This is a genomic window from Paenibacillus sp. FSL H8-0122 (genome assembly GCF_038005345.1).
In the GTDB taxonomy this organism is placed as follows: Bacteria; Bacillota; Bacilli; order Paenibacillales; family Paenibacillaceae; genus Paenibacillus_AQ.
Map to the genome: position 1 here is coordinate 3797195 of NZ_JBBOTB010000001.1, position 22855 is coordinate 3820049.

A 22855-nucleotide genomic window follows, 5' to 3' on the forward strand; every position below is an offset into this window, starting at 1 on the left:
CCCTTTAATCATAGTAGAAGACCTTCTTCGAGATCAGATAGCTGCTGACAGCCAGAATTAAGGCCACTGCGGCGAAATACAGCCAGGCCATCGCAGAGCTTAGACCGAAGTTGAACTGGGTGAAGCCGGTCTCCCGGATCAGGTCCGTCATGGCGTTATTCGAGAAGGAATCGATAATCGTATAGATAGAATTCACCAGAATGAGCGGGCTGACCATCGGAAAAGTGATTTTCCAGAAGGCCTCATAGCCGGTTGCCCCTTCCATCTTGGACGCCTCATACAGCTGCGGCGAGATGGTCTGGATGCCGGCCAGGAAAATCAGAATCTGTACGCCGGACTGGCTCACAATACTATAGATGCGGCTCACGGCGCTGGTCAGATAGTTCACTACCCATTCGCTTAAGCCCGCATCCAGCATCAGCCCCTCCAGCTCGAAGGTACCCAGTCCCTGAATCGCTCCCGCTCCGGCATTCTGATCGTTAACCGCCTGAATCAGGCTGGTGCTCTCCAGACTCAGAATGACCCCGGAGGCCAGAATGACGGGCAGGAAGAAGATCGAGCGGGCCAGCGATCTGCCAATGAATTTCTGATTCAGCAGCACCGCCAGGAACAGGCTGAAGATCACGATCAGCGGCACATTGATGACCATATTCAATATGGCATCGGCCAGCGAGCGGTTGAATTCGGTATTCACCGTCAGCGCTTCAACGTAATTCTGGAAGCCGCTGAAATGAACAATCAGTCCGTCGGAGTTGGCCTGCACCGAGCTTAAGCTGTAGCGCAGCGAAGACAACAACGGAATCAGGAAGAAGAAGATGAACCCCAGCAGCCAGGGCAGTACATAGAAGAAGCCCATTAATGCCTTTTGCTCATTGTAGGATCTGCGGTCCAGTCTAAGTATGGATTTCAAGATTGCTCACCACCCGTAATATAGCTTTCGGCCTCAACCGTCCGGCCTTCGGCAAGGACTGCGGTCTTATTGTAGTTGACGATGACAGACATCCCGTTACCGTAAGTGCTTTTATAGACACCGTCTGCCAGCTTCTCATGACCCGTCAGCCGCTGATTCTGAACGTTCTTCATCACTGTGTTCACTTCCGTGTACATATCAGCCGCCTGGTTGATCCACTGCTCGTAATTGACCGCATACAGGTTATCGAAGTCGGTATCCTTCACCTTGTAATTAGGCGCATACATCCATTCATAATAGAGACCGGAGCCGTACTCCAGACTCTTCAGGATATACTGCCTTGGATTGGTGAACGTGGACAGGTTAAAAGGCTTGCCGGTGTAATTCACATATCCCCGCACCACCATCGGATAGAACGGAATCTCCTCATCCTCCAGCTTGAACCGGCTGCTGGACACCGGAGCATCCGTAATGTCAGAGAGATACGGGAGGGCGTAGGCATTCCCGCCATCCGCGAGAATGCGCAAGGACTGTCCGGTGATCTTCTCCAGCGATTGGACCGATATCTGCTCGGATGCAGACCGGTCAATTTCTTGATTTTTACGGAAATCGCTGTTCAATTGATCGGCCATATCCCTGAGCGAGATGCCCCCGGTCTGAAACGGCGCAATCTCCTTCAGTGTGGCATCGACATATCCGCCGACCCTGCTTGGCGAAATAATGTAGGCCGGGGTGAAGGAACGGTCCCGCCGGTTCAAGGCCATATTGTACGGATAGACAGCTGCCGGAATCTCACTGAGCATCCGGGAAGCCTTCTGATTAATCCGGAAGCCGGAGGTCTGGTTCGCCCGGAGCAGAGCCACATCAGGGAAGAGCTGAATGTCTTGCTCTTTGGCGTATGCAGCCAGCCGGTTCAATCCCTTGCTGCCGCCGACCGCCTGATCCACAGACAGCCGGTCCGGCACCTTGTGATCGAGGCCCCGGTTGAACCAGCCGGCATATTTCAGCTTGATATGATCAATGCCGCGCTGCTTCATCTGCTCCAGAATGCTCTGGGCCTCTTCGAAGGTGGTCAATGCCTCCAGCGATTGATACGGAATACCCAGGACATGCTTGGTCTTCGTGATTCCGCCTACCAGCTCCAGATAAAACGGCGTATTCACAGGAGCTTCTGCGGAAGCGGCCGGCTGCGCCTCAGGCAGTCCGCCATGCTCCGCCAGATAGCTCTGGTAATAACGCGCCATGCCCGGATAAGAGGCCTCTGCTCCGCTCAAGAACGCGTAACGGACGACATAATCTGTCTTAGGCGGCTCCTGCTGGAATTTCGGCAGGGTGCGGTTCTGATCGCTTGACGTCAGGGTAAGATCCCCCTTGGCAATCAGGGTGAAGCTCGGATACACGTAGTTGTATCCGTTCAATCTGCCGCTGGTATCCGCGTTGATGGTAGCCAAGGACGCGCCTTGTTCAATAATGCCCAGCATTGCACCTTCCTCCCGGATCAGGCCGAACACCGGCAGCTTGACCTCCTGCTGCTGCGCATAGGCATCTGTGGTCTCCATCGTCCCGTCCACACCATATACCGCCTGCTTGTATGCGGGATAACGGGTCTTGCCGTTATTGAAATGAATCAGCGCTCCTGAGCCGTCCGGCACCAGGATGGACCCCGAATCCTTGCTCCCCCCGGCACCCAGGAAGCTCAGCAGGGAGATGTCATTCACTGGATAATCCGCAGGATAGCGGATATCCGCTGCCGGAACCTTGACGACCAGCTGATCCCCGTCCAGGGCGTATTCAATGGCGAGCTGGAAAATACGCGGCGCAGGCTTGGTCTGGCTGAGGTTGTTCTCGGCGATGTCCTGCTGCAGATCTTCCTCTGTGTACCCCGCCTTCTCGAAGCCCTTCAGAGTCCGCTCCAGCTGAAGCCCCTTCAGCGCTTCATCGTTTCGCGTATATACCCCGTTCTCCTCATCGAAGGTGTAGGCAATTTTCATCGTCCGCTGCCCGGTCTTATCCATCTTGCTCATGATCTTCTCCTCGAACCGCTCCTTGCCCATCTTCATCGGCAGATCCTCCGCCGTTGCGGCGGTCGTTCCGAACTGGTAGAAGACCTTGACGCCCTCCGGCGTCAGTTCCAGCTTCATTTGCTTATGGGCCACGCTGTCCGTATATGAATTGACAGAGCTGACTTGACCCAGGTTGTTATAGAAATCCAGCTTGAGCTGCGCGGACAGCAGGTCTTTATTATCCCCGCTGGCCTTGGCATCCGCTTCACGGTCCAGCGGGTTGCTGTACCAGAGCGTCCCGTCCGACAGATTCTTGACGGCAATCCCTCCGGTAGCTTCATCCATGAACAGCCGGAGCTGCGCGTTCTCGAGCACCCCTGTCATGCCGCTCACCCCACTATCGGTGAAGGCAGATTTCAGCGCGCTCCCTTCCGTAAAGGACACTTCAAGATTCGGTTCATGCCCGCTGGCCTGGCTGCCTGAGCTTGACGCCGAACAGCCGGCCAGCACACTCATACTGAAGAGAATCGAGAGCAGCATGATTAACGGCTTCCTCATTCCCGGTCCTCCTCCTATCTCCTCAAGACAATTTCTTGGTATATGGTCGAGACGAATGCAATCATCTGCTGAACCAGACTGAAGAACAGCAGGGTCAGGAAAGCCATGAAGGCCATAGCGAGCAGCGTCAGCAGAATCGTCCCGATCGTTTTGGACGGGGAGAACTGATGAACGGTCATAATGCCCACATACAGCAGCAGTCCCGACCAGAGGATGGCAAAGTTTTTGAAAAAATAATAAAAAGAGCTCTCCTGGGCCGAAATGAAATTGCTGATCCAGATCCAGGGGAAATTAATCAGGACAATCGGAACCAGGGCGAAGCAGGTGGTAATAAAAATCTCCGTGAACTTCCCCTCCCCGTCCATCAGCGTGGTAAGCGACCAGTTCGCCACACACCAGAACAGAACAGGAACCAGCACATAGACCGCTTCCAGCAGGCTGTTCAGATACCGCGGATTATTCATATTGACCAGGAACCCGCTATATTGATTGCCCAGAACATTCGTCAGAATCAGCATAAAGAGAATGCCGAAGGAGATGATCAGACTGGTTTTTTGACTGCGTTCATATTTGAGGTCCCAGTATCCGTTGAACGGATGAACCATCACATACAGCGGATGTTGCAGCGCTTCTCTGTTCAATGGAGCTCCACCTTCTTTCTGGCCTTCATTTTCCTGTACATTCTCAGGCCCAGCCATAGGGCCACCAGCGCGATCAGAGCCGTCATAATGGTGGAGAAATGTCCGCGAAGCACTTCCTTACGGTAGAGCAGGAACGCTTTGGAATAGTTGGTCCGGTCCATGCTGCGCTCGAAATACTCCGCCGACTCCTTGTACTCGCCCTGCCGCAGATAAGCCTTGCCTATGCCCGCATAGGCATACTCCATATTCGCATTCAGGTTGACGACCTTGCTGAACTGCTGAGAGGCCATCTCCTCATCACCGTTATAGTAGCTGCGCACGGCACTGTTCAGCGTTCTTCCATACTCTGTGGTCTGAAATACCGTGATTTCACCCAGCGCCTGATCCAGCACCAGAATATCGTCACCGCTGTGCTCAATGGCAACCGGAGTGTTGAATTCGCCCAGACGGTTACCGATTCCGCCGAAAATGTACAGCAGATAGCCGTCCCCGTTGTACGTGAACACCCGGCCCCGGCTGGCATCCAGCACCGCGTATATTTCACTGTCGCTCACATCGATATCCACGAGCCGCGGGGCACCCCCTGAGCGCGTGGAGTAGAGCAGATCACCGCTGGGCTTGTAATAGCCCTCTCTCCGCAGAATATCTGCCCCCTGCGCGTTCAGCTTCTTGATCGGGTCCCCGTAATCGTCACCGTTGGTAGCGTACAGAAAGCCTTCATCATTAATGTCCAGATTCGTGAACTCGGTTGGCGTATACATCACCATCTGCTCGCGCTGCGCCTTGGTCGAGATCGATTTCCAGAAATACTCCACCGCATCGACATGCACCCGGTTCGCGCCAATGAACGATTTGAACACACCATCCGCCCCGAATTCCATGAATCCGTCGAAGACGCCGGCCGACATCACATAGATGCGGTCCGCCTTGTCTACAGCAACACGGACAGGCTGAAATTCAAAGTTCGCCTGCAATAGCTCGGACTTCGGGGCTTCAATGATCCCCACAGCCTTGAAGTCGCTGTCGAGATGGACGATACGCTTATTGCCCGTATCCGCGACATACACTTCCTTCTGCTGCGTCACATAGATGCCCTGCGGATTGTTGAACTTCTCCGCCTTCCCCTTGAACTGGAACGCGTCTACCGTCTTGACGGATTTGTAATCCTGATCCAGAATCACAAACCGGTTATTGCCGCTATCCAGAACATAGATCTGCTTATCCTCTGTAACCTGAATATCCTGCGGATTGTTGAAGGGACCCGCACCGGAGCTGGCACCCGTGATGAGCGTAGTAGCCTGGTAGGCGGACGGAGCCGCCACCGCATTCCCCCAGTATGAATAATTGTAGGAAGGGGCTGCGCTCTCTGCCAGGGCCTGCTCTCCGCCAAGCCCCAGACTGACCAGGCAGCACAAGGCCAGCAGACCGGTTCTCAGTTTCTTTATCCTTGCGACCATTGTCACCGTTCCTCCTCTCTACTCTTTCATACCGGATGTGGCCATCGTCTGGATGACACTGCTCTGTGAAATAATGAACAACAGAATCGGCACGGTCATCAGCAGCAGAGCGACGGCCGCTCCGACCCCGGCACGCGCAATCCCGCCCTGGATGACCTGGCTGAGCGCGTAGTGAAGCGTCTTCAGGTTCTCACTGTAGATGAAGCTTCCTCCATCTGTGCCCCACAGTGCTGGAAATTGCAGGATCATCAGCGTCAGCCAGGCCGGCTTCACATTCGGCATTACGATTTGCCAGAACACGCGGTACTCGTTCGCACCGTCGATTTTGGCCGCCTCAATCAGCGCATCCGGGATCTGCTCCATGAACTGCTTCATCAGGAACAAACCTAGTGAAAAGGCCAGTGACGGCACGATAATCGCCGCCTGGGTATTGATCCACCCCAGCTGCGACATGACCAGATAGTTGGGGATCGCCGTAACATGCGGCGAGAACATCAGGGACAGCACTACAATTTTGAACAGAATGCTGGAGCCCGGAAATTTGAACTTGGCCAGCGGATACGCCGCTGCTGACGCCAGCAGGATATGTCCTGCGGTTCCTACCAGGGTGATCAGCAGTGTATTCGCAATGTATCTGGTGAACGGCACCCAGGAATTGCCCATGATCACCATCAGATCGGTGAAGTTCTCCAGCGTCGGGTTCCGCACCAGGAATCTCGGCGGGAAGATGAACAGCTCATCCAGCGGCTTGAAGGCATTGTTCACCGTGTAGATCAGCGGAAGAACCATGAATGCGCCGAAGCCCAGCAGCAGGCCGAAGAGCATAAAGCTGACAGCAAAGGAACGGTTCAGTCTTTTTTGAGGGCGAAGGGCCCCTATCACTCTTGAATACAGGGTCATTCACCCACCTTTCGAAGCAGCTTCTGGGTCATCATATTGGTTCCGAGCATAATCGCGAAGAGAATGGTGGCAATCGCAGAGGCATAGCCCATCTCAAAGCGCAATGTCCCGTAATCCATCAGATGGGTTACCACCGTATGTCCCGCATAGTTAACGCTCGGGAAGCCCGCAAGCGCAATAGAGACCTCGGCCACCGCGAAGGAGGCGGTAATCTGCATGACTGCACCGAACATCAGCTGCGGACGCATGGACGGCAGGGTAATGAACCACAGCTCCTGCCAGCGGTTCCTGATCCCGTCCATCGCCCCCGCCTCGAACAGCGTCTGGTCCACGGTCTGAAGTCCGGCGATGAACGCCAGGAAGCTTGTGCCGAGACTCAGCCAGAGCTGGACGATAATGACAATGGCGAGAATATACTTCTCATTCTGCAGCCATTGAATCGGCTCCAGCAGCACCCCGATCTTCATCAGGAAGCCGTTGAGGTAGCCATAGCTGTCCCCCGAGAAGACAATCAGCCAGATGAAGAATACATTGCCCGAGATCGAGGGCGCATAGAAGACCAGTGTCATCAGCGCCCGGACAAAGGGCGACAGCTCATTGATCAGCCAGGCGAACAGGAAGCATGCGATATAGCTTAACGGTCCTGTGATGACAGCGAACAGAAAGGTGTTCTTCAGCGCGATCATGAACACATCATCGCCCAGCAGCAGCCTGGAATAGTTCTCCCAGCCTATGAATCTCGGCGTCTCCAGCATATTGAAGTAGAAGAAGCTCAGCCCGAAGGAGACGACCACCGGGATCACCGTGAACAGGAAGAAGATGATCATATAGGGACTCATCATGAAATAATAATGCTTGCTCTTCTTGATATCTTTCCATAATTGCGCCAGGCGGGATTCCTTGAGCGGACCGCCAGCCAGCCCTTGCAAGGCTGGTTCAGTGGTATTGTGTATTTGTACCATCAGCTTGCAGCCTCCAACCTAATACGGAAGTTTGAATTCCTTCCGTTTGATCTGAATTTCATCGTTAATGTAGATCAGATAATCCGACAGGGCTTCACGCGGATTCACATTCCCGTTGACCACCTTGCGGAACGCATTGTCCAGATGCCGGCCTGTGAAGTAGCCGCCCGGAACCTGAGGGTTCCCCTTCACCCATTGCCACTGGCTCTCCAGCTCCTTGTAGTCCTTCACCGGCCAAGGCAGCTCCTCCAGCGCTTCGATGTTGGCGGTCGGATAACGTGCCGCCGCTCCCATCAGCCCTTCCATTTCCCGGCCGTACTGGACCTGGGTGTCCTTGTCTGTCCACCACTTCATGAATTCCCAGGACGAATCCTTGTCCTTGGCATTCTCCAGCAGCATGACACCGGTGGTATGGCTGGCCACGCTATGGTCCACCGTGCCGTCCGCCTGCTTCGTTCCCGGCACCACCGTGAATTCCCACAAATTGCGGATTTCCGGCGCCATTACCGTCAGGCTGTTATAGATGGTATAATCGGCAATCCCGATCGGGATCTCGCCTGTACGGAAGCGGTTCGGAAAGTCCACCTTCACCGGGAACTTGTAATTGGTATAGAACTGGGTCCACTTGTTAAATTCACTCATGGAGGTCTCCGAGTTCAGCGCGCTTCGCTTCTGGTCGTCTGTGTAGAGCTGCCCGCCGTTCTGGTAGAGCAGCATGGTGAAGGCCGCATTGGGCACCAGCGTCGCGTTGTTCAGTGTATCCTCCAGCGGAAGATAGAACTCCAGATTATGTCTCTGCAGAACAGAGACCACATTGTAGACTTCCTCCCACGTAGCAGGCGGCTCTAAGCCAAGCTCCTGCAGAATATCCTTCCGGTAGAACAGCATCGGGAAGATCTGCTGCTCAGGCAGCCCGTAGACGCTTCCATTGTACTTATAAGGCGTAAGGGCACTGTCCCGGAACCGGTCAGCTACTTCTTTGAAGTCGGCGAACCGGGACAGATCGGCCGATGCTTTGCGCATCGCGTAGTTCACTGGAAGATCCTCACCGATCTGCATGGCTACGTCCGGCCCTTCGCCCGCCAGGGTCGCCGGCAGCAGAATGTTCGGAGGCACCAGCCGCAGTGCCACGGAGATGCCCGAATCCGGCGTAAAGGTGTCGTCAATCATGCTCTTCATCACTTGAGCCTGATCCCGGCCGGTCGAAATCCAGACCGTAATCGCCTTCTGGTTCTTCGTCACGTTACCGATACTGTCATAGTCTTCGGTATACGAGGCGCCATACGCTCTCAGCTCATGTTTCAGCTTCTGGAAGAAGGTCGCCTGCGCAGACGGAAGCGGCTTATCCGGGGCCGAGACCACCAGTGAATCCAGCGTCAGCGGCTGTTCCCGCACGCTAAGAATCCAGGTCCCCAGTCCGCCGACATTCGTCTTGAAGGAGACCAGCCGTTTGGCTACCGTGTCCGGGTGCTTAGCCATATCCTCCAGTTGGGTGACCATCGAGTACAGCACGGATACCTTGTCGCTACGTTCTCCGGTGGCCTGCTCCAGATATTCGCCGACACTGCGGATAATCTCCGCCTGCTCCCGGAATACCTTAGTCATCTCCGGTATCCGCTTCTCCAGCTGATAATCGCGGAACTTATCCGGGTTATTGGAGGTAATCGCCAGAATATTACGGTACATTTCATTCAAGGTCAGAACGCTGGACTGGACCGTACGGACCAGCGGCGCGATATCGCCAAGGGTCACGGTCAGTCTCAGCTTGTGCGTCCCTTGTGTAAGATGGAACAGATAAGGCTCTTCCCCGCCAAGGACATTCATCTGCCAGCCGGGAGAGTAATTGAAGCGGATCTGCTTCATCTCGGTGAATGGATATTCACCGTCAATCGTCAGGCTGCGGTTGGCATAGACGCCCCGGAGCTGATTCTGCTTCTCCTTGAGCGCTATCCGGTACAGACCTTCTTCGGGGACGTCAATCTCCCATTCGATCCATTGTCCCGGCAGCTTCCAGTTCACCCCGCCGATGGTGTTGATTCTTAAGTTCGAGACGGCATAAGGAACCACTGCCGGGCTGGAGCGGTCGGATAACGGATATAAGGTGGGCGAGGATTTGGCAGATGCCGCTTCGGCCTGGACCTCGATATAAGGCTCCTTTACCGGCTGAAGACCCTTAGTCTCATACTCCTGCTTAGCCTCTGCATAAGAGCGCACTGTCTGGTCCTGGAACAGCTCAATATAATCAATGGCCATCGGCTCACGTAGTGCAGTCAGCGACAGGGTCTGGTTTCCCTGCTCCAGATAGAAGGCATACGGCTCCTCATAGAAGCCTTCACTGTCCGCAATGACTGTGGACTGCCACACCGGCTGCTCCACTTGTCTGGGGCGCAGATCGTTGCCGCGGTCATCCTGCTTAATGTCCTCCTCACGGTTCCCCCAGACCCGGTCGAAGAGCAAGGTATCCGCTCCCTTGAACGGCACCTCCCGGTTGATGGATAAGGAACGCTCAATGGACGAGCTTTTGCCTTCCACCGGATAATAATGAACCCGGAGGTTATACAGCCCGGATTCCGGAACCGGCACCTCCCAGGAGATGGTTCCCGATTCCGGGGTAATGACTGCTGTTCCGTCAAGCCCCTCGAATTGCTGCTTCACCTCGAAGACATCTCCGCTGCCGGGGGAATAGCTCTCCCCTTCGATGCGGATCTCCCGGTCAGGGCGTGCGGCGTTCGCATGCTGCTTCAGATAGGCTTCATAGCTGCCCTCTGCGGCATCCTGCATGGCTGCCGTGAACTTGCCTTCTGCCGGAGAGTCGGAATGCACAGGCTGCCCCGAGGAATTAAATATCCAGATCGTCCCGGCCAGCAGGACAACAACCAATATAATCGCTATGTTCCTGATTCGAATATTCAACGTACTCCTCCCCTTAAGCGATGGATCATAAAATTTCAGCAAGAATGGGAACAACAGTCCGCGTGGGACTGTTGTTCCATGCGGTATTCGTTTATTTTTTGTAAACCGCGTCTACAGATGCCTGAACCTTAGCCTTGTACTTCTGAATGACAGTAGAGGCCGAGGTACCCTTCTTGAGTTCGTCAATCATCTCGTAGTAAGGCATGGTCGAGAAGGTATTATGGTTCGTGAGCAGCATGCCGCCTTCGACCAGCTTGGCATTGTTGATATCATCCTCGTTGTCATACGTGCTCTCCAGGGAAGCCTGCTTCGGATAATCGTAGATGGACTCGATATCATTGATCTTCTCCCAGATATACAGCAGCTGGTCCGGATTCTCGGCCTTCTTCGGGATGGTCAGGAATTGGACATTGGATTCCACACTGTGGTATTCGGTAGCATTAGGTCCTTTTGGAAAAGGAACAAAGCCGATATCATAATCCTTCATATCCGTCTTGAAGCCGTTCGCCTCATAATCGGCTCCTGCATACATCAGCGTGTTCCCCTGACGGAAGAACTGCGCCGGTTCCTGCCAGTCCCCGCCTTCTGTCGGCCGTGCTACCTTCTCGGCACCCAGCTTGGCGATGAACTTGAAGACCTCCAGCAGCTTCGGATCATCGAGATTCTGTTTGTCGTCAACGGTCAGATCGGTCTCGTTGGAGGCCAGCGCCATTTCCAGGAACCCGCCGGAGGCCAAGCCCCAGACATCAAGTTTTCCGTTGTTATCTGTATCTTTGTTCGCTTCTTTGGCGACTTGGGTGAAGGTCTCCCAGTTCCAGTTATCCTCGTTCACATATTCCTGAAGCGGCTTCATGCCCAGCTTCTTCATCAGGGTGCGGTTATAGAATATCCCGCTGATCAGGTTGCCTGCATTCTCCGAGAAGCCATAGCCCCGGCCCTCATATTGTGAGAATTCTGTAGTCATCCGCTGATTGAAGGCGTTCTCATTCTTGGTATACTCGTCAACCGGCCAGAACATATCCTGCTTGGTCAGCACCGGAATCATATAGCCCTTGCCCATTCTGACAATATCGCCAAGCGGTTCACCGGCGACCAGTGAAGCCACAACCTTCTTCTGGTATTCACCGAAGTCCAGCGCTACATATTCAACCTTGAAATTATGCTTGGCCATCAATTCCTTCAGATTCTTCGAGCGCTGGATATTATCAGGATTGTCCTCGGGAATCGTCATATCCCACCAGGAGACAATCTTGATCGTTCTGCCGCCCATATCGAAGTCTTTTTCTGGTGTAGCATTGCTCGGCTCTGCAGTCGGTGTAGCTTCTGCAGTAGCCTCAGCTGCCGGAGCCTCCGTAGCCGCCGCCGGCTGGGCTGATGCTCCCCCGCCGGCGTTCCCGGCGTTCCCCGCTCCTCCACATGCCGTCGTTGCCGCTAATAACAACATACTAATGAATACTGACATTACCTTTTTTGCCCGCATGATCTGTCCCCCCAAGTATGAATGACTTACCTCGAAAGTTTAGCGCTTACATTTTCAGGCAGCAACCCGTCTAATTTCAGGTGTTCACCTGTCAAATTATAGGTCCGGTCCGCAAGTCCTTATCCACCGCGCAGCCGGATTCCGATCAGGTAAACAAATGGAGCCTGGTGCAAGAATTGCACATTGTAGCGCCTGGCTCTGTTGCACATAATGAATGAAGGAAGCTTAACTTCTCTCTGAAAGCGGGGTCTTCATGTTGTACAGAATCTTATGTGTAGAGCGAAACGCCCAAGTGCGGGAGATCGCTTCTTATATGGCAGGGAGCAGACTTAAGAATTTCATCATTCATGCGCATGCTGATTATTCATCCGATATTCTGCGGCTGATCCGCAGCGAGGGGATATCACTGGTGCTTCTGAATATCAGGGATGCCCATACGCCGGGCATGCGAGTCTGTGAGCAGATCAGGCAGGGAAGCTCCGTTCCGATTATTCTGCTCGGGGGCAGCGGAGATTTCGGGCTGGCGCGCCAAGCCTTACTCTATAATGTAAGCGATTACTTAACAGACCCGGTGGACCCGGCTGAGCTGGGCGGAAGTCTGGAGGCGGTTCGACGGGTGCTGGCTCCGGCCGGCAGACCGGCTGCTGCGGAGCGGGATTATGCTCAGTTCACCATTCAAAAAGAGCCGTCCTCCCCGTGCCCGATCGTCAGTACGATCAAGCAATACGTAGATGAGCAGCTCCATCATAATATTACACTCAAGCGGATTTCCGACTCCCTGAACTTCAATTGCGCCTATCTCGGACAGAAATTCAAGCAGCAGGAGAAGATGTCCTTCAACGAATACCTTCTGCGCCAGCGGATGGAGAAGGCCAAGCTGCTGCTGGAAACGACCGACATGAAGATCTATGAGATTGCAGACGCTGTCGGATATTCGGAAATCGACTGGTTCTACAAGAAATTCAGAGAATACACGGGAACCAGCGCCAATGAATACCGCAAGCAATGCTTCATCATTGCCTGAGGCGGAGGGGGGTGGAGTGAGCGGCCTGTGCGTTATGTATAATGTTGTGTTCCAGTTCGCACCTGCCCGCTCATCTGCCCACTTCTTCCGAAATCAGGTGTATTAATACCCTTCATTCGACTCATCCGCCCACTTTTGATAAATTCAGGTGCACTAATGCCCTTCATTCGGCTCATCCGCCCGCTTTTGATGAAATCAGGTGTATTAATACCCTTCATTCGGCTCATCCGCCCACTTTTGTTGAAATCAGGTGTATTAATACCCCTCATTCGGCTCATCCGCCCGCTTTTGATAAAATCAGGTGTATTAATACCCTTCATTCGGCCCATCCGCCCGCTTTTGATAAAATCAGGTGTATTAATGCCCCTCATTCGGCTCATCCGCCTTTTTTTCCGAATTCAGGTGCACTAATACCCCTCATCACTCTCTGGGTTTCCGTTTAGCCTCCCGTATTCCTTTCTTCCCACTCCTATAAAGTCCCGTTTTGTCTGCGCCCCTTGCTTCTCTCGCTCCCCCTCCCATGCACTTTCCCTTCTCGTCCGCGTTTCCTTCACCTGACAATAGATCAATAATTGGTGAGGATCGGTCATTGTAGGAAGATAGACGATAACTTATTATAGTTTCATACATGAAAGCGTTATCAATTGCTCCGAAATTGCTTTTCATTGCTTATATTATGAAGGGGGATGACAGCCAGACAAGTTACTCAGGATTGCTTGCCCCGGCTTAGCTTCAGGAAGCAATCATACAAAGAGAATATGATGAGGAGTGAAACAATGCGCAGCCAGAGCATGAGAAGCAATTCGTTCCGGAAATTCCTGTACATCTCTCCCTTTATGCTTTTACTCGCTGTCTTTGCCTACTATCCGCTCTATGGATGGGTATATGCATTTTTTGACTACACCCCGCCTATCCCATTGTCACAATCCGAGTTTGTCGGCTTCAAATGGTTCCATTCCCTGGTTGAGAATCAGGTCAAGATCGACCAGCTGATGCAGGTCATCTGGAATACCTTCGGCATCAGCGGACTGGGTATTCTCTTTTCCTGGCTCCCGATGATCTTCGCCATATTCCTGACCGAGATCAAGGCGGTACGTTTCCGCAAATTCATCCAGACGGTCACCACGCTGCCGAACTTTATCAGTTGGGTGCTTGTGTACTCCCTCGCCTTCTCCATGTTCTCCAGTGAGGGGATGGTCAACGGCTTCCTGCATATGACAGGGCTGACCGATTCACCTACAATGTTCCTGCAGAGCTCAGAGCATGTCTGGTGGACCATGTGGGCCTGGGCTACCTGGAAGACACTCGGCTGGTCCGCCATTCTATACATCGCGGCCATTATGGGCATCGACGAATCGCTGTATGAAGCGGCTTATGTGGACGGGGCTACCCGGATGCAGGTGATCCGCCATGTCGTATTGCCAAGCATGATGCCAACCTACTTCGTCCTGCTGATGCTCCAGATTGCAAGCTTCCTGAATAACGGATTGGAGCAATATTTCGTCTTCCAAAATGCGTTTAACAAGGACACTATTCAGGTTCTTGATCTATATGTGTATAACCTCGCCATGGGCGGCGGCAGCTATTCCGTCTCCGTTGCGATCAGTATGCTGAAGAGTGTAATCAGCGTGGTGCTTCTCTTTTCGGTGAACGGGCTGTCCAAAATGCTGAGAGGAGAGGGCATTGTATGAGTGACAACCAGACCAGTCTTACGCCAAACACCCGGGAGATCGACATCACCAAAAAAACGGTCAAAATGCAGGTCAGCGCTACCGATAAAATCATCTCTACTATTATCTATATCCTATTCTCACTGTTCGCCTTCATCTGCGTTTACCCGTTCTACTCGATCATTATCAATACGATCAGCGCGAACGACCTAAGCGCAAAGGGCGAAATTATTTTCTGGCCTAAGGGGATTCATTTCCAGAACTATATCGATGTGTTCAAAATCCCGGGTCTGGGCAATGCGTTCATGATCTCCCTCGGCAGAACCGTGATCGGTACGCTGCTGACGGTCGGCGCTTCGGCCTTCCTCGGATTCATGTTCGCCCAGGAGGATATGTGGGGCAAGAAGTTCTGGTACCGCTTCACCATCATCACAATGTTCTTCAACGCCGGGATCATCCCCTGGTATCTGACCATGAGATCGCTGCATCTGACGGACAACTTCCTGGCTTATATTCTTCCGTCCGTTGTCGCTCCGTTCTTCATTATCCTGGTCAAAACCTTCGTGGAGGCAACACCGAAGGAGCTTCAGCAGGCGGCCAGCATTGACGGTGCAGGAATCTTCACGATTTTCTACAAAGTCATTCTGCCGATCAGCAAGCCGATCCTTGCAACCGTTGCCATTTTCTCGGCGGTCAACCAGTGGAACTCCTTCCAGGATACGCTGCTGCTGGTGACGGACAGTAAGCTCTACAGCTTACAGTTCATTCTGTATAACTACATCAACCAGGCGAGCTCCTTGTCCACCATGGTCAACCTGCAGAATGCCGGATCCACGGCGATGGCAACCCTGGCGACCAAGCAGACCTCTACCTCCATCCGCATGACTGTAACCATTATCGTAGTCGCACCGATTCTGCTGGTATATCCGATCTTCCAGAGATTTTTTGTCAAAGGAATTATAATTGGCGCCGTGAAAGGCTAACGGACCTGCGCCATTATGATACATTAATCATTCGGGGGGCTACACATGAAAAGACACATTAAGCTGGGCAGAAAGTCCGCGCTGTTACTAGGGACGACCATTCTGCTGGTAACAACGGCGTTAAGTGGTTGCAGCGGTAATTCCAACAATGGAGGAGCTGCTGCGGGGACGGCCGAACCCGGAACACCTACTGAGTCATCCGATCCGGGCACAAGCACAGGCATCGATCACAGCAAACCTCTAACCATTACGGTATTCGACAACGCAGCTAACTATCAAGGCGAGCAGACGGGATGGTACGGCAAGCTGCTGAAAGACAAATTCAATATCACACTGAACATTCTGGCTCCGCAGGTAGCGGGCGACCAGCTGTACAAGACCCGCTCTGCATCCGGTGACCTCGGCGACCTCCTGATTATTGAGAACAGCCAGCTCGAGGAACTGATTCCGGCAGGCATGATTATGGATCTAACCGACATGATTAAGAACACGGAGCATCTGTCCCAATATGTAGACAATCACTTTAAGCCGTTCAATGTGGCCTTCGAGAAGCAGAACCCGGATGGTAAAATCTATGCTCTCCCGGCCTTCACCGCCGACACTTCGCCAACGACTTTCTCAGAAGAGCTGCCTTACTCCAGCCCGATTATGCCTTGGGATTATTACAAGGGAATCGGCGCGCCGAAGCTGAATAATCTGAACGACCTGATGACCGCCCTGAAGGACATGCAGGCTAAATATCCGAAGACTCCGGACGGCAAGCCGATTGTTCCGATCACCCTCTGGAAGGACTGGGATGGCGGCAGCATGGAGAATGTCCGGTGGCTGAGCAACTGGTATGGCTATGAGCAGCCGAACGGCACAACAACGATTCAATTGAATGCCAAAGGTGACATCGTGCCGATCGTGGACGACAACAGTATGTACAAGAAGATTCTTCAGTTCTATTATGACGCTAACAAAATGGGTCTCGTTGACCCCGACTCTCCTTCCCAGGACTGGAACAAGGTGTCTGAGAAGCTGACCAACAAGCAGGTTCTGCTTCTGTGGTACTCCTGGCAGAGAGGGTTCTACAATACGATTGAACGCGGCAACCAGGGCGACGGCAACGTAGCCGTTCCGATTGCAGATACCCACCTGATCCAGAACAGTGATGCATACTTCGGGAACGGCAGAGTGTTCGCCATCGGCTCCAAAGCGAAAGAGCCGGAAAGAATTATGGAACTGATGGACTGGATGTCTTCACCGGAAGGTCTTCGTTACTACACCAACGGCTTCGAAGGCTTCAACTATGAGAAGACACCGGACGGCAAATTCAAGCTGACCGAAGTCGGCCAGACGGCATTCCAGGAAAACACCCCGGTCCCTGCCGAATACGGCGGCGGCGGTTACCAGGACGGCCAGAGCAAGGTCAACTCGATGATTATGAGTGATTTCGTGACCGACCCGGAAACCAAAGAATTCTACAACAGCACCTACTGGGCTTCCACCATTGAAGCCAACAAGACTGCGCTGACTACAGATTGGCAGAAGACCTATGACGCCACTACGCCAACCGAGTACTATACGAAGAACAACATGATCGACATCGTGCCGAATATTAACACCAGTCTTGGCTCCGATTCCTCTGACGTCAAGAACAAACGCAGCCAGATCTCGGATTATGTCAAGAACACCTCCTGGAAAATGATCTTCGCCAAGGACCAGGCCGAATTCGACCAGCTCTGGACCAAGCTGAAGAGCGATGTCGAAGGACTCGGCTGGAACGATGTGTTCGCGGTAGACAAGGAAAGAGCAGAGAAAATCGTTAAAATGCGCGCGGATGCGGTTGCCAATAAATAAGCAATGAGCGTTACTGCGTAGCTGTAAAAGTAAAAGAAGAGGCAGCCCCGGAGCCATGACAATGGCTTGGGGGCTGCCTTTTTTTGTTACCGGTAACTGTTCTTCCAGCTCCCTTAAAAAATAAGCTGCGCGAACTGATACAAGCCGTTCTTCCAGACCGGCCAGTCATGGTCGCCCTGCTCTTCCACCCAGATATGCGGTACGTTGTGTTCCGAGAAGTACGCATGGGTGCGGTCGCTGACATACTTGAGGCTGTCGAGGTCTCCGCAGGATAACCAGAGCAGGTTAAGCGCGTCCGCTACCTTCTGCGGGTCGGGTACCAGCAGCTCTGGCTCCTTCGTGTTAGGTGCCGCAGAGAAGGCTCCCACCCAGGCGAAGCGGTCCAGGTTATTCAGACCCATGTTGAGCGATTGTCCTCCGCCCATCGACAACCCGGCCAGCGCACGGTGCTCCCGGTCCGTCAGAACGGAATAGTTCGCTTCAATATAAGGGATCAGATCGTTCAGCAGATCAGACTCAAAGGTTGCAAAGGCTTCCAACTTGTCAGGCGCGAAGATATCGCCCTCCGCCCGGTCATTGAGCATCGCCCGCCCATTGGGCAGCACGACGATCATAGGCTTCAGTTTGTGATCGGCATACAAATTGTCCAGAATAATCTGCGGTGTGCCGTGAGTATACCATTCATCCTCATCTCCGCCAATGCCGTGCAGCAGATACAAGACACTATATTTCTCTGTGCTAGAGTATCCAGGCGGCGTATAGACTCTGGCCTTCCGGGTGTTGCCCACTGTGGCAGAGGGGTATTCGATCATCGTGATCTCTCCACGTGTTATCCCTTCTCTTTCCTGATCATATCCCGCTGCTTGTGTTGTATACTTCTGATGGTTCATGTCCAAAGCTGCTCATTCCTCTCTTGGATTATATGTATTCCTCTACACTTAGTTTATTCAATAAACTAAGTGTAGAATCCTGCTGAGGAACCTGCTGCGGAAAAATATATATGGAGGATAGAAGGTCTTCTGCTTTCTCCTACATTGGACAGTCCCGCTTGTATTTAATCTTCGTATACATACGAATGCATCGGAGTAATCTCCACCGGCTGCTGGGATTGATATAGTGCATTAGCCTCCGTAGAAAAACCCGTAATATATGCCGTTGTCACACCTTGCTCCTTCAGCCGGATGAAACATGCTGTAATGACAGCCTTGCCGAAGCCGCGTTGCCGGTAATCGGGATGGGTACCAATCGTCTCTATAACCGCGATCCCGTTATCCTGATCCACGAATCCGAAACAGAAGGCAATGGGCCGGCCCTTATCATCAACCACAGAGAAATCAAGCTCCGCAAGATAGGACGGCAGAGTTTTTCTCCAATACTCTACCTTGACTGGGCCGGAATCACCCGGAGAGAAGATCTGCTCAATTAAATCGTTCTTCGCGCCTTCATCTATCCCTTCCGCCATGCACCGGATGTAGAAGCCTTCTTCCAAGTTAAAAGTGTACTCAGTTTGCACAAGATCGTATCTTCTTGTATTCCCAATATGGGAATCTTGCACAAAACCTTGATCCAATAATGCCTGAACCTCCTGACCATAGGGATAGCAATCCGTGTTAAGCTTCTTTTTCCCCTTGCCCCATACATTCCGGGTCCATGCGACCATCTCGTCCGCCAGATACGGGTAATCCGGATGAACGATTAAGCTGAAGAAACCGCCTCCGGATTCGGAAATGAAAAGGCCTGTTATCTCACCGGTTTCATTCTTCCATAGGTGTGCATTATGCTCCATGAAATTAGGGTCTGCACTTTTGGGCGCTTCGTACCGGTTCCAGAACTCGAATCTGACAAATTCCCAAGTCTGAAGCTTCCCAGTCAAGGTTACCATTTTTCTCAAAAAGGTATGGACATTATTGAAGTTCTCCGGGGTATCTATGTACTTTTCTTCGCACCTCCATTCTTTCGACTCTAATCATTCACGCTTCTTCTATTATATGTTGGGCCTACTTCGCCTTCATAGGCAGAAATCTGCTATAACCATCTGTGCTATTGTACTTAGCATGGGGTGCAGGATAACCTTCGCGCCAGCACATCTGAGGGATTTCTCTCTTACCGACCCTTTGTATTGTCCAGCATTGTTGCACTTATTACAGCAATTCTCTAAGTTAGCTGCTGGCTGTGGAGCATTGTTGCAACATATGCAGGATTTTCGGTGTGTGGAGCTAATTCGAGCTGGCTTTGTTGCATTTCGTGCAGGATTTCCGCTTTGACTGCCTAAATTGAACAGCATTGTTGTATTTCTTGCAGGATTTCTCATTTCGTGCACCACACAAAAGCCTGTCCTCACGGACAGGCTTTCAACTTTTCTAACTTACAGCACAATCTTCACCGGACTGTTATCCGTTAATTCAAACGGTCCAGGCGTCACATTCGAGTCCGGGCGCTGCTTACCGAAGAAGTCGCGGTCGAACCGGTACGCCGAGCCGTCCGGCTCCTCGTAACGCATCTCGGCGTGATAGCTTTGGCCCAGCAGATTGGTGGTGACCACGGTCGGCGCCGCGGCACGCAGCAGCTCAGGATTCACAATATGCACCTGCACCTTACCGGAAGCCGGATCAACCTTGATCTCAAGACCCTTATCGGCATAGACCTTCGCGTGCGGCTCATGTGTACCCGGCACCGCATCTTTTAGATACAGATTGCCTTGAATGGCTACAGGGAGGGCCATCTGTTCAGGATGGAACGGCTTCCCGGAATCGATCAGCGCCTTGATCTCTTCCCTGGTGTATTCCCACCACTGCTTGTCCAGCGAATTCGGGTGCTCATCGTAGCCGCCTAATCCGACAGGATGCAGATAACAGCGGGAATTATCCGGGATACCGTCCATCACCCGTTCACCGTTATCGTTAAGCTGTTCTCTTGGGGCCAGCGGCAGATGCTCGAAGAAGGTCATCGGCACTGCCTCATTGTCCGTATCCTCATCACGCAGGAAGATATTGTTATAATAGCGGTCATCCCCGCCCGCGATATTGCTGTACCCGGCAACCGCTGTCTCATGCGGCATATGGTACGGTGTATATCGAGTAAGCTCGGGACGCACCACGAACCGTCCGGCGAACAGATTATGGACGAACGCGCCGCCCTGGGCCATATTGCGGAAGTTCATCGGCGACAGGAACAGGTTGTGATCCACCATATACGGACCGTGGCACACCTCCATGAAGAAATCCTCGGACAGGTTGTCGTAGAATACATTCCGGCTGATCCGGGTGCCCTGTGCCTGCCAGTCCAGCCATAACGCCCGGTAGGAGCTGTAAATGACATTTTCGCAAATCTGGGTATCCAGTGAAGCATGGAGCTTGATCCCGCCGACCTCTGCCCCGTGAAAAATCCGTTTATGATGAATATTATAAATGCGGTTCTGTTCAATCCGGCTAAAAGCAGCCCCTAAATGCCCCACGACTCCAGCCTGTTCACAGTCATGAATCACATTATTGCGGACGATATGGCTTCCAATGTTGTCCTTATGCCAATCCTGGCGGAGTGCGCGGAAAATAACCTCCTGCTCCCGCTGCGTCCCGCCCTTCATCCGGCCTTTCGACCACTCGTTATGCCCGGTTGAGATTTCTTTGCCCAGGCTCACCCCTGTGCATTTGGACTCGCAGATATGGTTGTCTTCAATGATCCAGCCTTTGCTCCAGTGGGGGCCGATCAGCCCTTCCTGTAACGCGGTGGGCGGAGCCCACTGCGGAGCCGCCTGGCGGAGCGTGAAGCCTCTGACCGTAATGTAGCCCCGTCCGGTCTGCTCCGGCCAGAAGCAATAAGGTCGCACGCTGATCTCCACATTCTCCCGGCGCGGGTCCTTGCCCCCGAAGCTCGCCCAAATCTTAGTGGCGGCCGAGCCTGCTTCCGCATACCACTGCAGCAGAGAGTCCGCTGCGTACTTGGCCTGCGGCCATACCTGAGGATCGCGCAGCTTGGTAACGCTATCACATTCATACAGCGATTTACCGTCCAGATAGACCTCCCCCAGATGCGGCTCGAACGCCCCTTCGAACAGCCAGTCGCCATACAATTTCTCCGCAAAAGGATTGCGCACAGCAAACAGGCTGTTCGGCACCACTGTACTCCAGACACCATCTCCTTCGTCCTGCCAATCCGCAATAGGTTCAGCCCCTGTGATGACGACTTCCCCGTCCCCGGCAGCCTGATAGACAATCCGCTGTTCCTCTGTTCCTCCGTTAGCCGGGCTCACCCATTCCCTGTATGTACCCGCTTGAACAGTAACTGTATCCCCGGGCTCCGCCAGCGCCGCAGCGCGGGAGATGGAGCGGAAAGGCTGTTCCGCCGTGCCTGGAGCCTGATCGCTCCCTTGCAATGCAACATGATATTCCATATGAGAATCCTCCTCTTTCTTGTATGTCATATGGACATTTTAAATGAATATCCTGTATATTGCTATAACCATGTATACAATCCTAATAGAAAAGACCGCAGGCCTTGTACATCCGGCATACGATCCTTCTAAGAGAATTCCCCGTAAGGAAGAACTCTTGTATACAATTAGACAACCTAACCTTTGACCCCGCCGACCATCATGCCTTTGACAAAATACTTCTGCAGGAACGGATAGACCATAATAATCGGCACGGAAGCTACAATCGTCATCGTTGCCCGCACGGACATCGGAGTAACCGCATTCTGCTGGCCTCCTGTTGCCCCCTGGATCATCCCGTCCAGCGACGAGGTGCCTGTGGTGGTGTTGGAGTTCTGCAGAATCTTCTGCAGCTCATATTGCAGGGTACTCAGCTTCTCATCCGAAGAGTTGTAGAGGAACACATCGAACCACGAATTCCACTGGAACACTCCCGAGAACAGCGCCACCGTAGCCAGCACGGGCACCGTAAGCGGCAGGATGAGGCTGAAGAAGGTCCGGTAATCCCCCGCCCCGTCAATCTTCGCCGATTCAATAATGCTCTCCGGCAGATTTTCAATGAAGGAACGGATAATGATCAGGTTGAACACCCCGATGATCCCCGGAAGAATGTAGACCCAGAAGCTGCCGACCAGTCCCATATCCCGGATCAGCAGGTAATTGGGAATCAGGCCGCCGTTGAAGTACATCGTCATGATAAAAGCTACGGTGATGAATTTGCGCAGCACATAATCCTGCCTGCTAAGCGTGTAAGCCAGCATGGCCGAGCAGAAGACGGTGACTACCGTTCCGATCACGGTGCGCAGCACCGAGATGAAGGTCGCATGAAAAATCGTGGCCTCTCTCAGAATATAATTGTAATTCGCCAGCGTCCATTCTCTGGGCAGCAGGTAGATCCCGCCTTTAATGGAATCTTGCGCGTTGTTAAGCGACACTGCCAGGACATTCACGAACGGATACAGGGTAACAATCATTAGTGCGATCATGAAGCAGTAGTTGCAAATGACAAACAAGCGGTCGCCGGTGGAAGAGCTTATCGGGGGCTTGCGTTTTTTCTTAGGGACAGCTGCGGTTTCCATGCCT

Annotated in this window: 17 protein-coding genes; 4 read left to right on the forward strand and 13 right to left on the reverse strand. The window is 52.9% G+C overall.

Going from position 1 to position 22855, the window contains the following annotated elements; all coding sequences use genetic code 11:
• Window positions 1-4 precede the first annotated feature (4 nt).
• From NSS64_RS16630 to NSS64_RS16665, 8 genes are all read right to left on the reverse strand, one after another.
• A complete protein-coding gene (locus tag NSS64_RS16630; protein WP_340992353.1) occupies window positions 5-910 on the reverse strand; it encodes a carbohydrate ABC transporter permease in 906 nt (301 codons plus the stop codon).
• Window positions 907-3471: a DUF5696 domain-containing protein gene (locus NSS64_RS16635; RefSeq protein ID WP_341140843.1), complete on the reverse strand. Its 2565-nt coding sequence runs from the start codon at window positions 3469-3471 to the stop codon at window positions 907-909. The genes NSS64_RS16630 and NSS64_RS16635 overlap by 4 nt, the downstream gene beginning before the upstream one ends.
• Before the next feature lie 14 nt (window positions 3472-3485).
• Entirely contained in the window at window positions 3486-4112 is a 627-nt protein-coding gene (locus NSS64_RS16640) for a YIP1 family protein (RefSeq protein WP_036724916.1), read from the reverse strand.
• Window positions 4109-5569: a hypothetical protein gene (locus NSS64_RS16645; RefSeq protein WP_341140844.1), complete on the reverse strand. Its 1461-nt coding sequence runs from the start codon at window positions 5567-5569 to the stop codon at window positions 4109-4111. The genes NSS64_RS16640 and NSS64_RS16645 overlap by 4 nt, the downstream gene beginning before the upstream one ends.
• An 18-nt stretch (window positions 5570-5587) precedes the next feature.
• Window positions 5588-6469, reverse strand: coding sequence for a carbohydrate ABC transporter permease (locus NSS64_RS16650; protein ID WP_036724919.1), 882 nt, complete (start codon window positions 6467-6469; stop codon window positions 5588-5590).
• A complete protein-coding gene (locus tag NSS64_RS16655; protein WP_340992350.1) occupies window positions 6466-7431 on the reverse strand; it encodes a carbohydrate ABC transporter permease in 966 nt (321 codons plus the stop codon). Before NSS64_RS16655 ends, NSS64_RS16650 begins: the two co-directional genes overlap by 4 nt.
• Window positions 7432-7449: 18 nt before the next feature.
• Window positions 7450-10344: an extracellular solute-binding protein gene (locus NSS64_RS16660; protein ID WP_341140845.1), complete on the reverse strand. Its 2895-nt coding sequence runs from the start codon at window positions 10342-10344 to the stop codon at window positions 7450-7452.
• A gap of 91 nt (window positions 10345-10435) precedes the next feature.
• Window positions 10436-11824, reverse strand: a complete 1389-nt coding sequence (locus NSS64_RS16665) for an ABC transporter substrate-binding protein (RefSeq protein WP_341140846.1) — start codon at window positions 11822-11824, stop codon at window positions 10436-10438.
• A gap of 253 nt (window positions 11825-12077) precedes the next feature.
• Between NSS64_RS16665 and NSS64_RS16670 the strand changes: the two genes are divergently transcribed.
• Window positions 12078-12848, forward strand: a complete 771-nt coding sequence (locus NSS64_RS16670) for a helix-turn-helix transcriptional regulator (RefSeq protein WP_341140847.1) — start codon at window positions 12078-12080, stop codon at window positions 12846-12848.
• A gap of 32 nt (window positions 12849-12880) precedes the next feature.
• Here the strand turns inward: NSS64_RS16670 and NSS64_RS16675 are convergent, their stop codons facing one another.
• Window positions 12881-13219, reverse strand: coding sequence for a hypothetical protein (locus NSS64_RS16675; protein ID WP_341140848.1), 339 nt, complete (start codon window positions 13217-13219; stop codon window positions 12881-12883).
• Window positions 13220-13624: 405 nt separating this feature from the next.
• Between NSS64_RS16675 and NSS64_RS16680 the strand changes: the two genes are divergently transcribed.
• The 3 genes from NSS64_RS16680 to NSS64_RS16690 are packed head-to-tail and all read left to right on the forward strand — an operon-like array spanning window position 13625 to window position 17343.
• Window positions 13625-14539 carry an ABC transporter permease subunit gene (locus NSS64_RS16680; RefSeq protein ID WP_036724924.1) on the forward strand — a complete coding sequence of 305 codons (915 nt, stop codon included), beginning with the start codon at window positions 13625-13627 and terminating at the stop codon, window positions 14537-14539.
• Complete coding sequence (locus NSS64_RS16685; protein ID WP_081751123.1) at window positions 14536-15501, forward strand: carbohydrate ABC transporter permease; 966 nt, start codon at window positions 14536-14538, stop codon at window positions 15499-15501. Before NSS64_RS16680 ends, NSS64_RS16685 begins: the two co-directional genes overlap by 4 nt.
• A gap of 45 nt (window positions 15502-15546) precedes the next feature.
• The gene (locus tag NSS64_RS16690) at window positions 15547-17343 is read left to right on the forward strand and encodes a hypothetical protein (protein ID WP_341140849.1); all 1797 of its coding nucleotides are present in this window, start codon (window positions 15547-15549) and stop codon (window positions 17341-17343) included.
• A 113-nt stretch (window positions 17344-17456) separates the two neighbouring features.
• On the opposite strand, the gene NSS64_RS16695 is transcribed toward NSS64_RS16690, so the two are convergent.
• From NSS64_RS16695 to NSS64_RS16710, 4 genes are all read right to left on the reverse strand, one after another.
• Window positions 17457-18233, reverse strand: coding sequence for an alpha/beta hydrolase (locus NSS64_RS16695; protein ID WP_341140850.1), 777 nt, complete (start codon window positions 18231-18233; stop codon window positions 17457-17459).
• A 164-nt stretch (window positions 18234-18397) separates the two neighbouring features.
• On the reverse strand, window positions 18398-19216 hold the full coding sequence (locus tag NSS64_RS16700; protein ID WP_341140851.1) for a GNAT family N-acetyltransferase: 819 nt from the start codon (window positions 19214-19216) through the stop codon (window positions 18398-18400).
• Between the two features lie 492 nt (window positions 19217-19708).
• Complete coding sequence (locus tag NSS64_RS16705; RefSeq protein ID WP_341140852.1) at window positions 19709-21733, reverse strand: right-handed parallel beta-helix repeat-containing protein; 2025 nt, start codon at window positions 21731-21733, stop codon at window positions 19709-19711.
• Between the two features lie 176 nt (window positions 21734-21909).
• Window positions 21910-22851, reverse strand: a complete 942-nt coding sequence (locus tag NSS64_RS16710) for a carbohydrate ABC transporter permease (RefSeq protein ID WP_340941747.1) — start codon at window positions 22849-22851, stop codon at window positions 21910-21912.
• Between the last annotated feature and the right edge of the window lie 4 nt (window positions 22852-22855).

Bases quoted from the DNA above. Each gene is read 5' to 3' on its own strand.
- NSS64_RS16705 (WP_341140852.1), bottom strand. From the start codon at position 21,733: ATGGAATATCATGTTGCATTGCAAGGGAGCGATCAGGCTCCAGGCACG.
- NSS64_RS16645 (WP_341140844.1), bottom strand. From the start codon at position 5,569: ATGGTCGCAAGGATAAAGAAACTGAGAACCGGTCTGCTGGCCTTGTGC.
- NSS64_RS16680 (WP_036724924.1), top strand. From the start codon at position 13,625: ATGCGCAGCCAGAGCATGAGAAGCAATTCGTTCCGGAAATTCCTGTAC.
- NSS64_RS16685 (WP_081751123.1), top strand. From the start codon at position 14,536: ATGAGTGACAACCAGACCAGTCTTACGCCAAACACCCGGGAGATCGAC.
- NSS64_RS16675 (WP_341140848.1), bottom strand. From the start codon at position 13,219: ATGAGGGGCATTAATACACCTGATTTTATCAAAAGCGGGCGGATGGGC.
- NSS64_RS16635 (WP_341140843.1), bottom strand. From the start codon at position 3,471: ATGAGGAAGCCGTTAATCATGCTGCTCTCGATTCTCTTCAGTATGAGT.
- NSS64_RS16650 (WP_036724919.1), bottom strand. From the start codon at position 6,469: ATGACCCTGTATTCAAGAGTGATAGGGGCCCTTCGCCCTCAAAAAAGA.
- NSS64_RS16710 (WP_340941747.1), bottom strand. From the start codon at position 22,851: ATGGAAACCGCAGCTGTCCCTAAGAAAAAACGCAAGCCCCCGATAAGC.
- NSS64_RS16670 (WP_341140847.1), top strand. From the start codon at position 12,078: ATGTTGTACAGAATCTTATGTGTAGAGCGAAACGCCCAAGTGCGGGAG.
- NSS64_RS16695 (WP_341140850.1), bottom strand. From the start codon at position 18,233: ATGAACCATCAGAAGTATACAACACAAGCAGCGGGATATGATCAGGAA.
- NSS64_RS16690 (WP_341140849.1), top strand. From the start codon at position 15,547: ATGAAAAGACACATTAAGCTGGGCAGAAAGTCCGCGCTGTTACTAGGG.
- NSS64_RS16665 (WP_341140846.1), bottom strand. From the start codon at position 11,824: ATGCGGGCAAAAAAGGTAATGTCAGTATTCATTAGTATGTTGTTATTA.
- NSS64_RS16655 (WP_340992350.1), bottom strand. From the start codon at position 7,431: ATGGTACAAATACACAATACCACTGAACCAGCCTTGCAAGGGCTGGCT.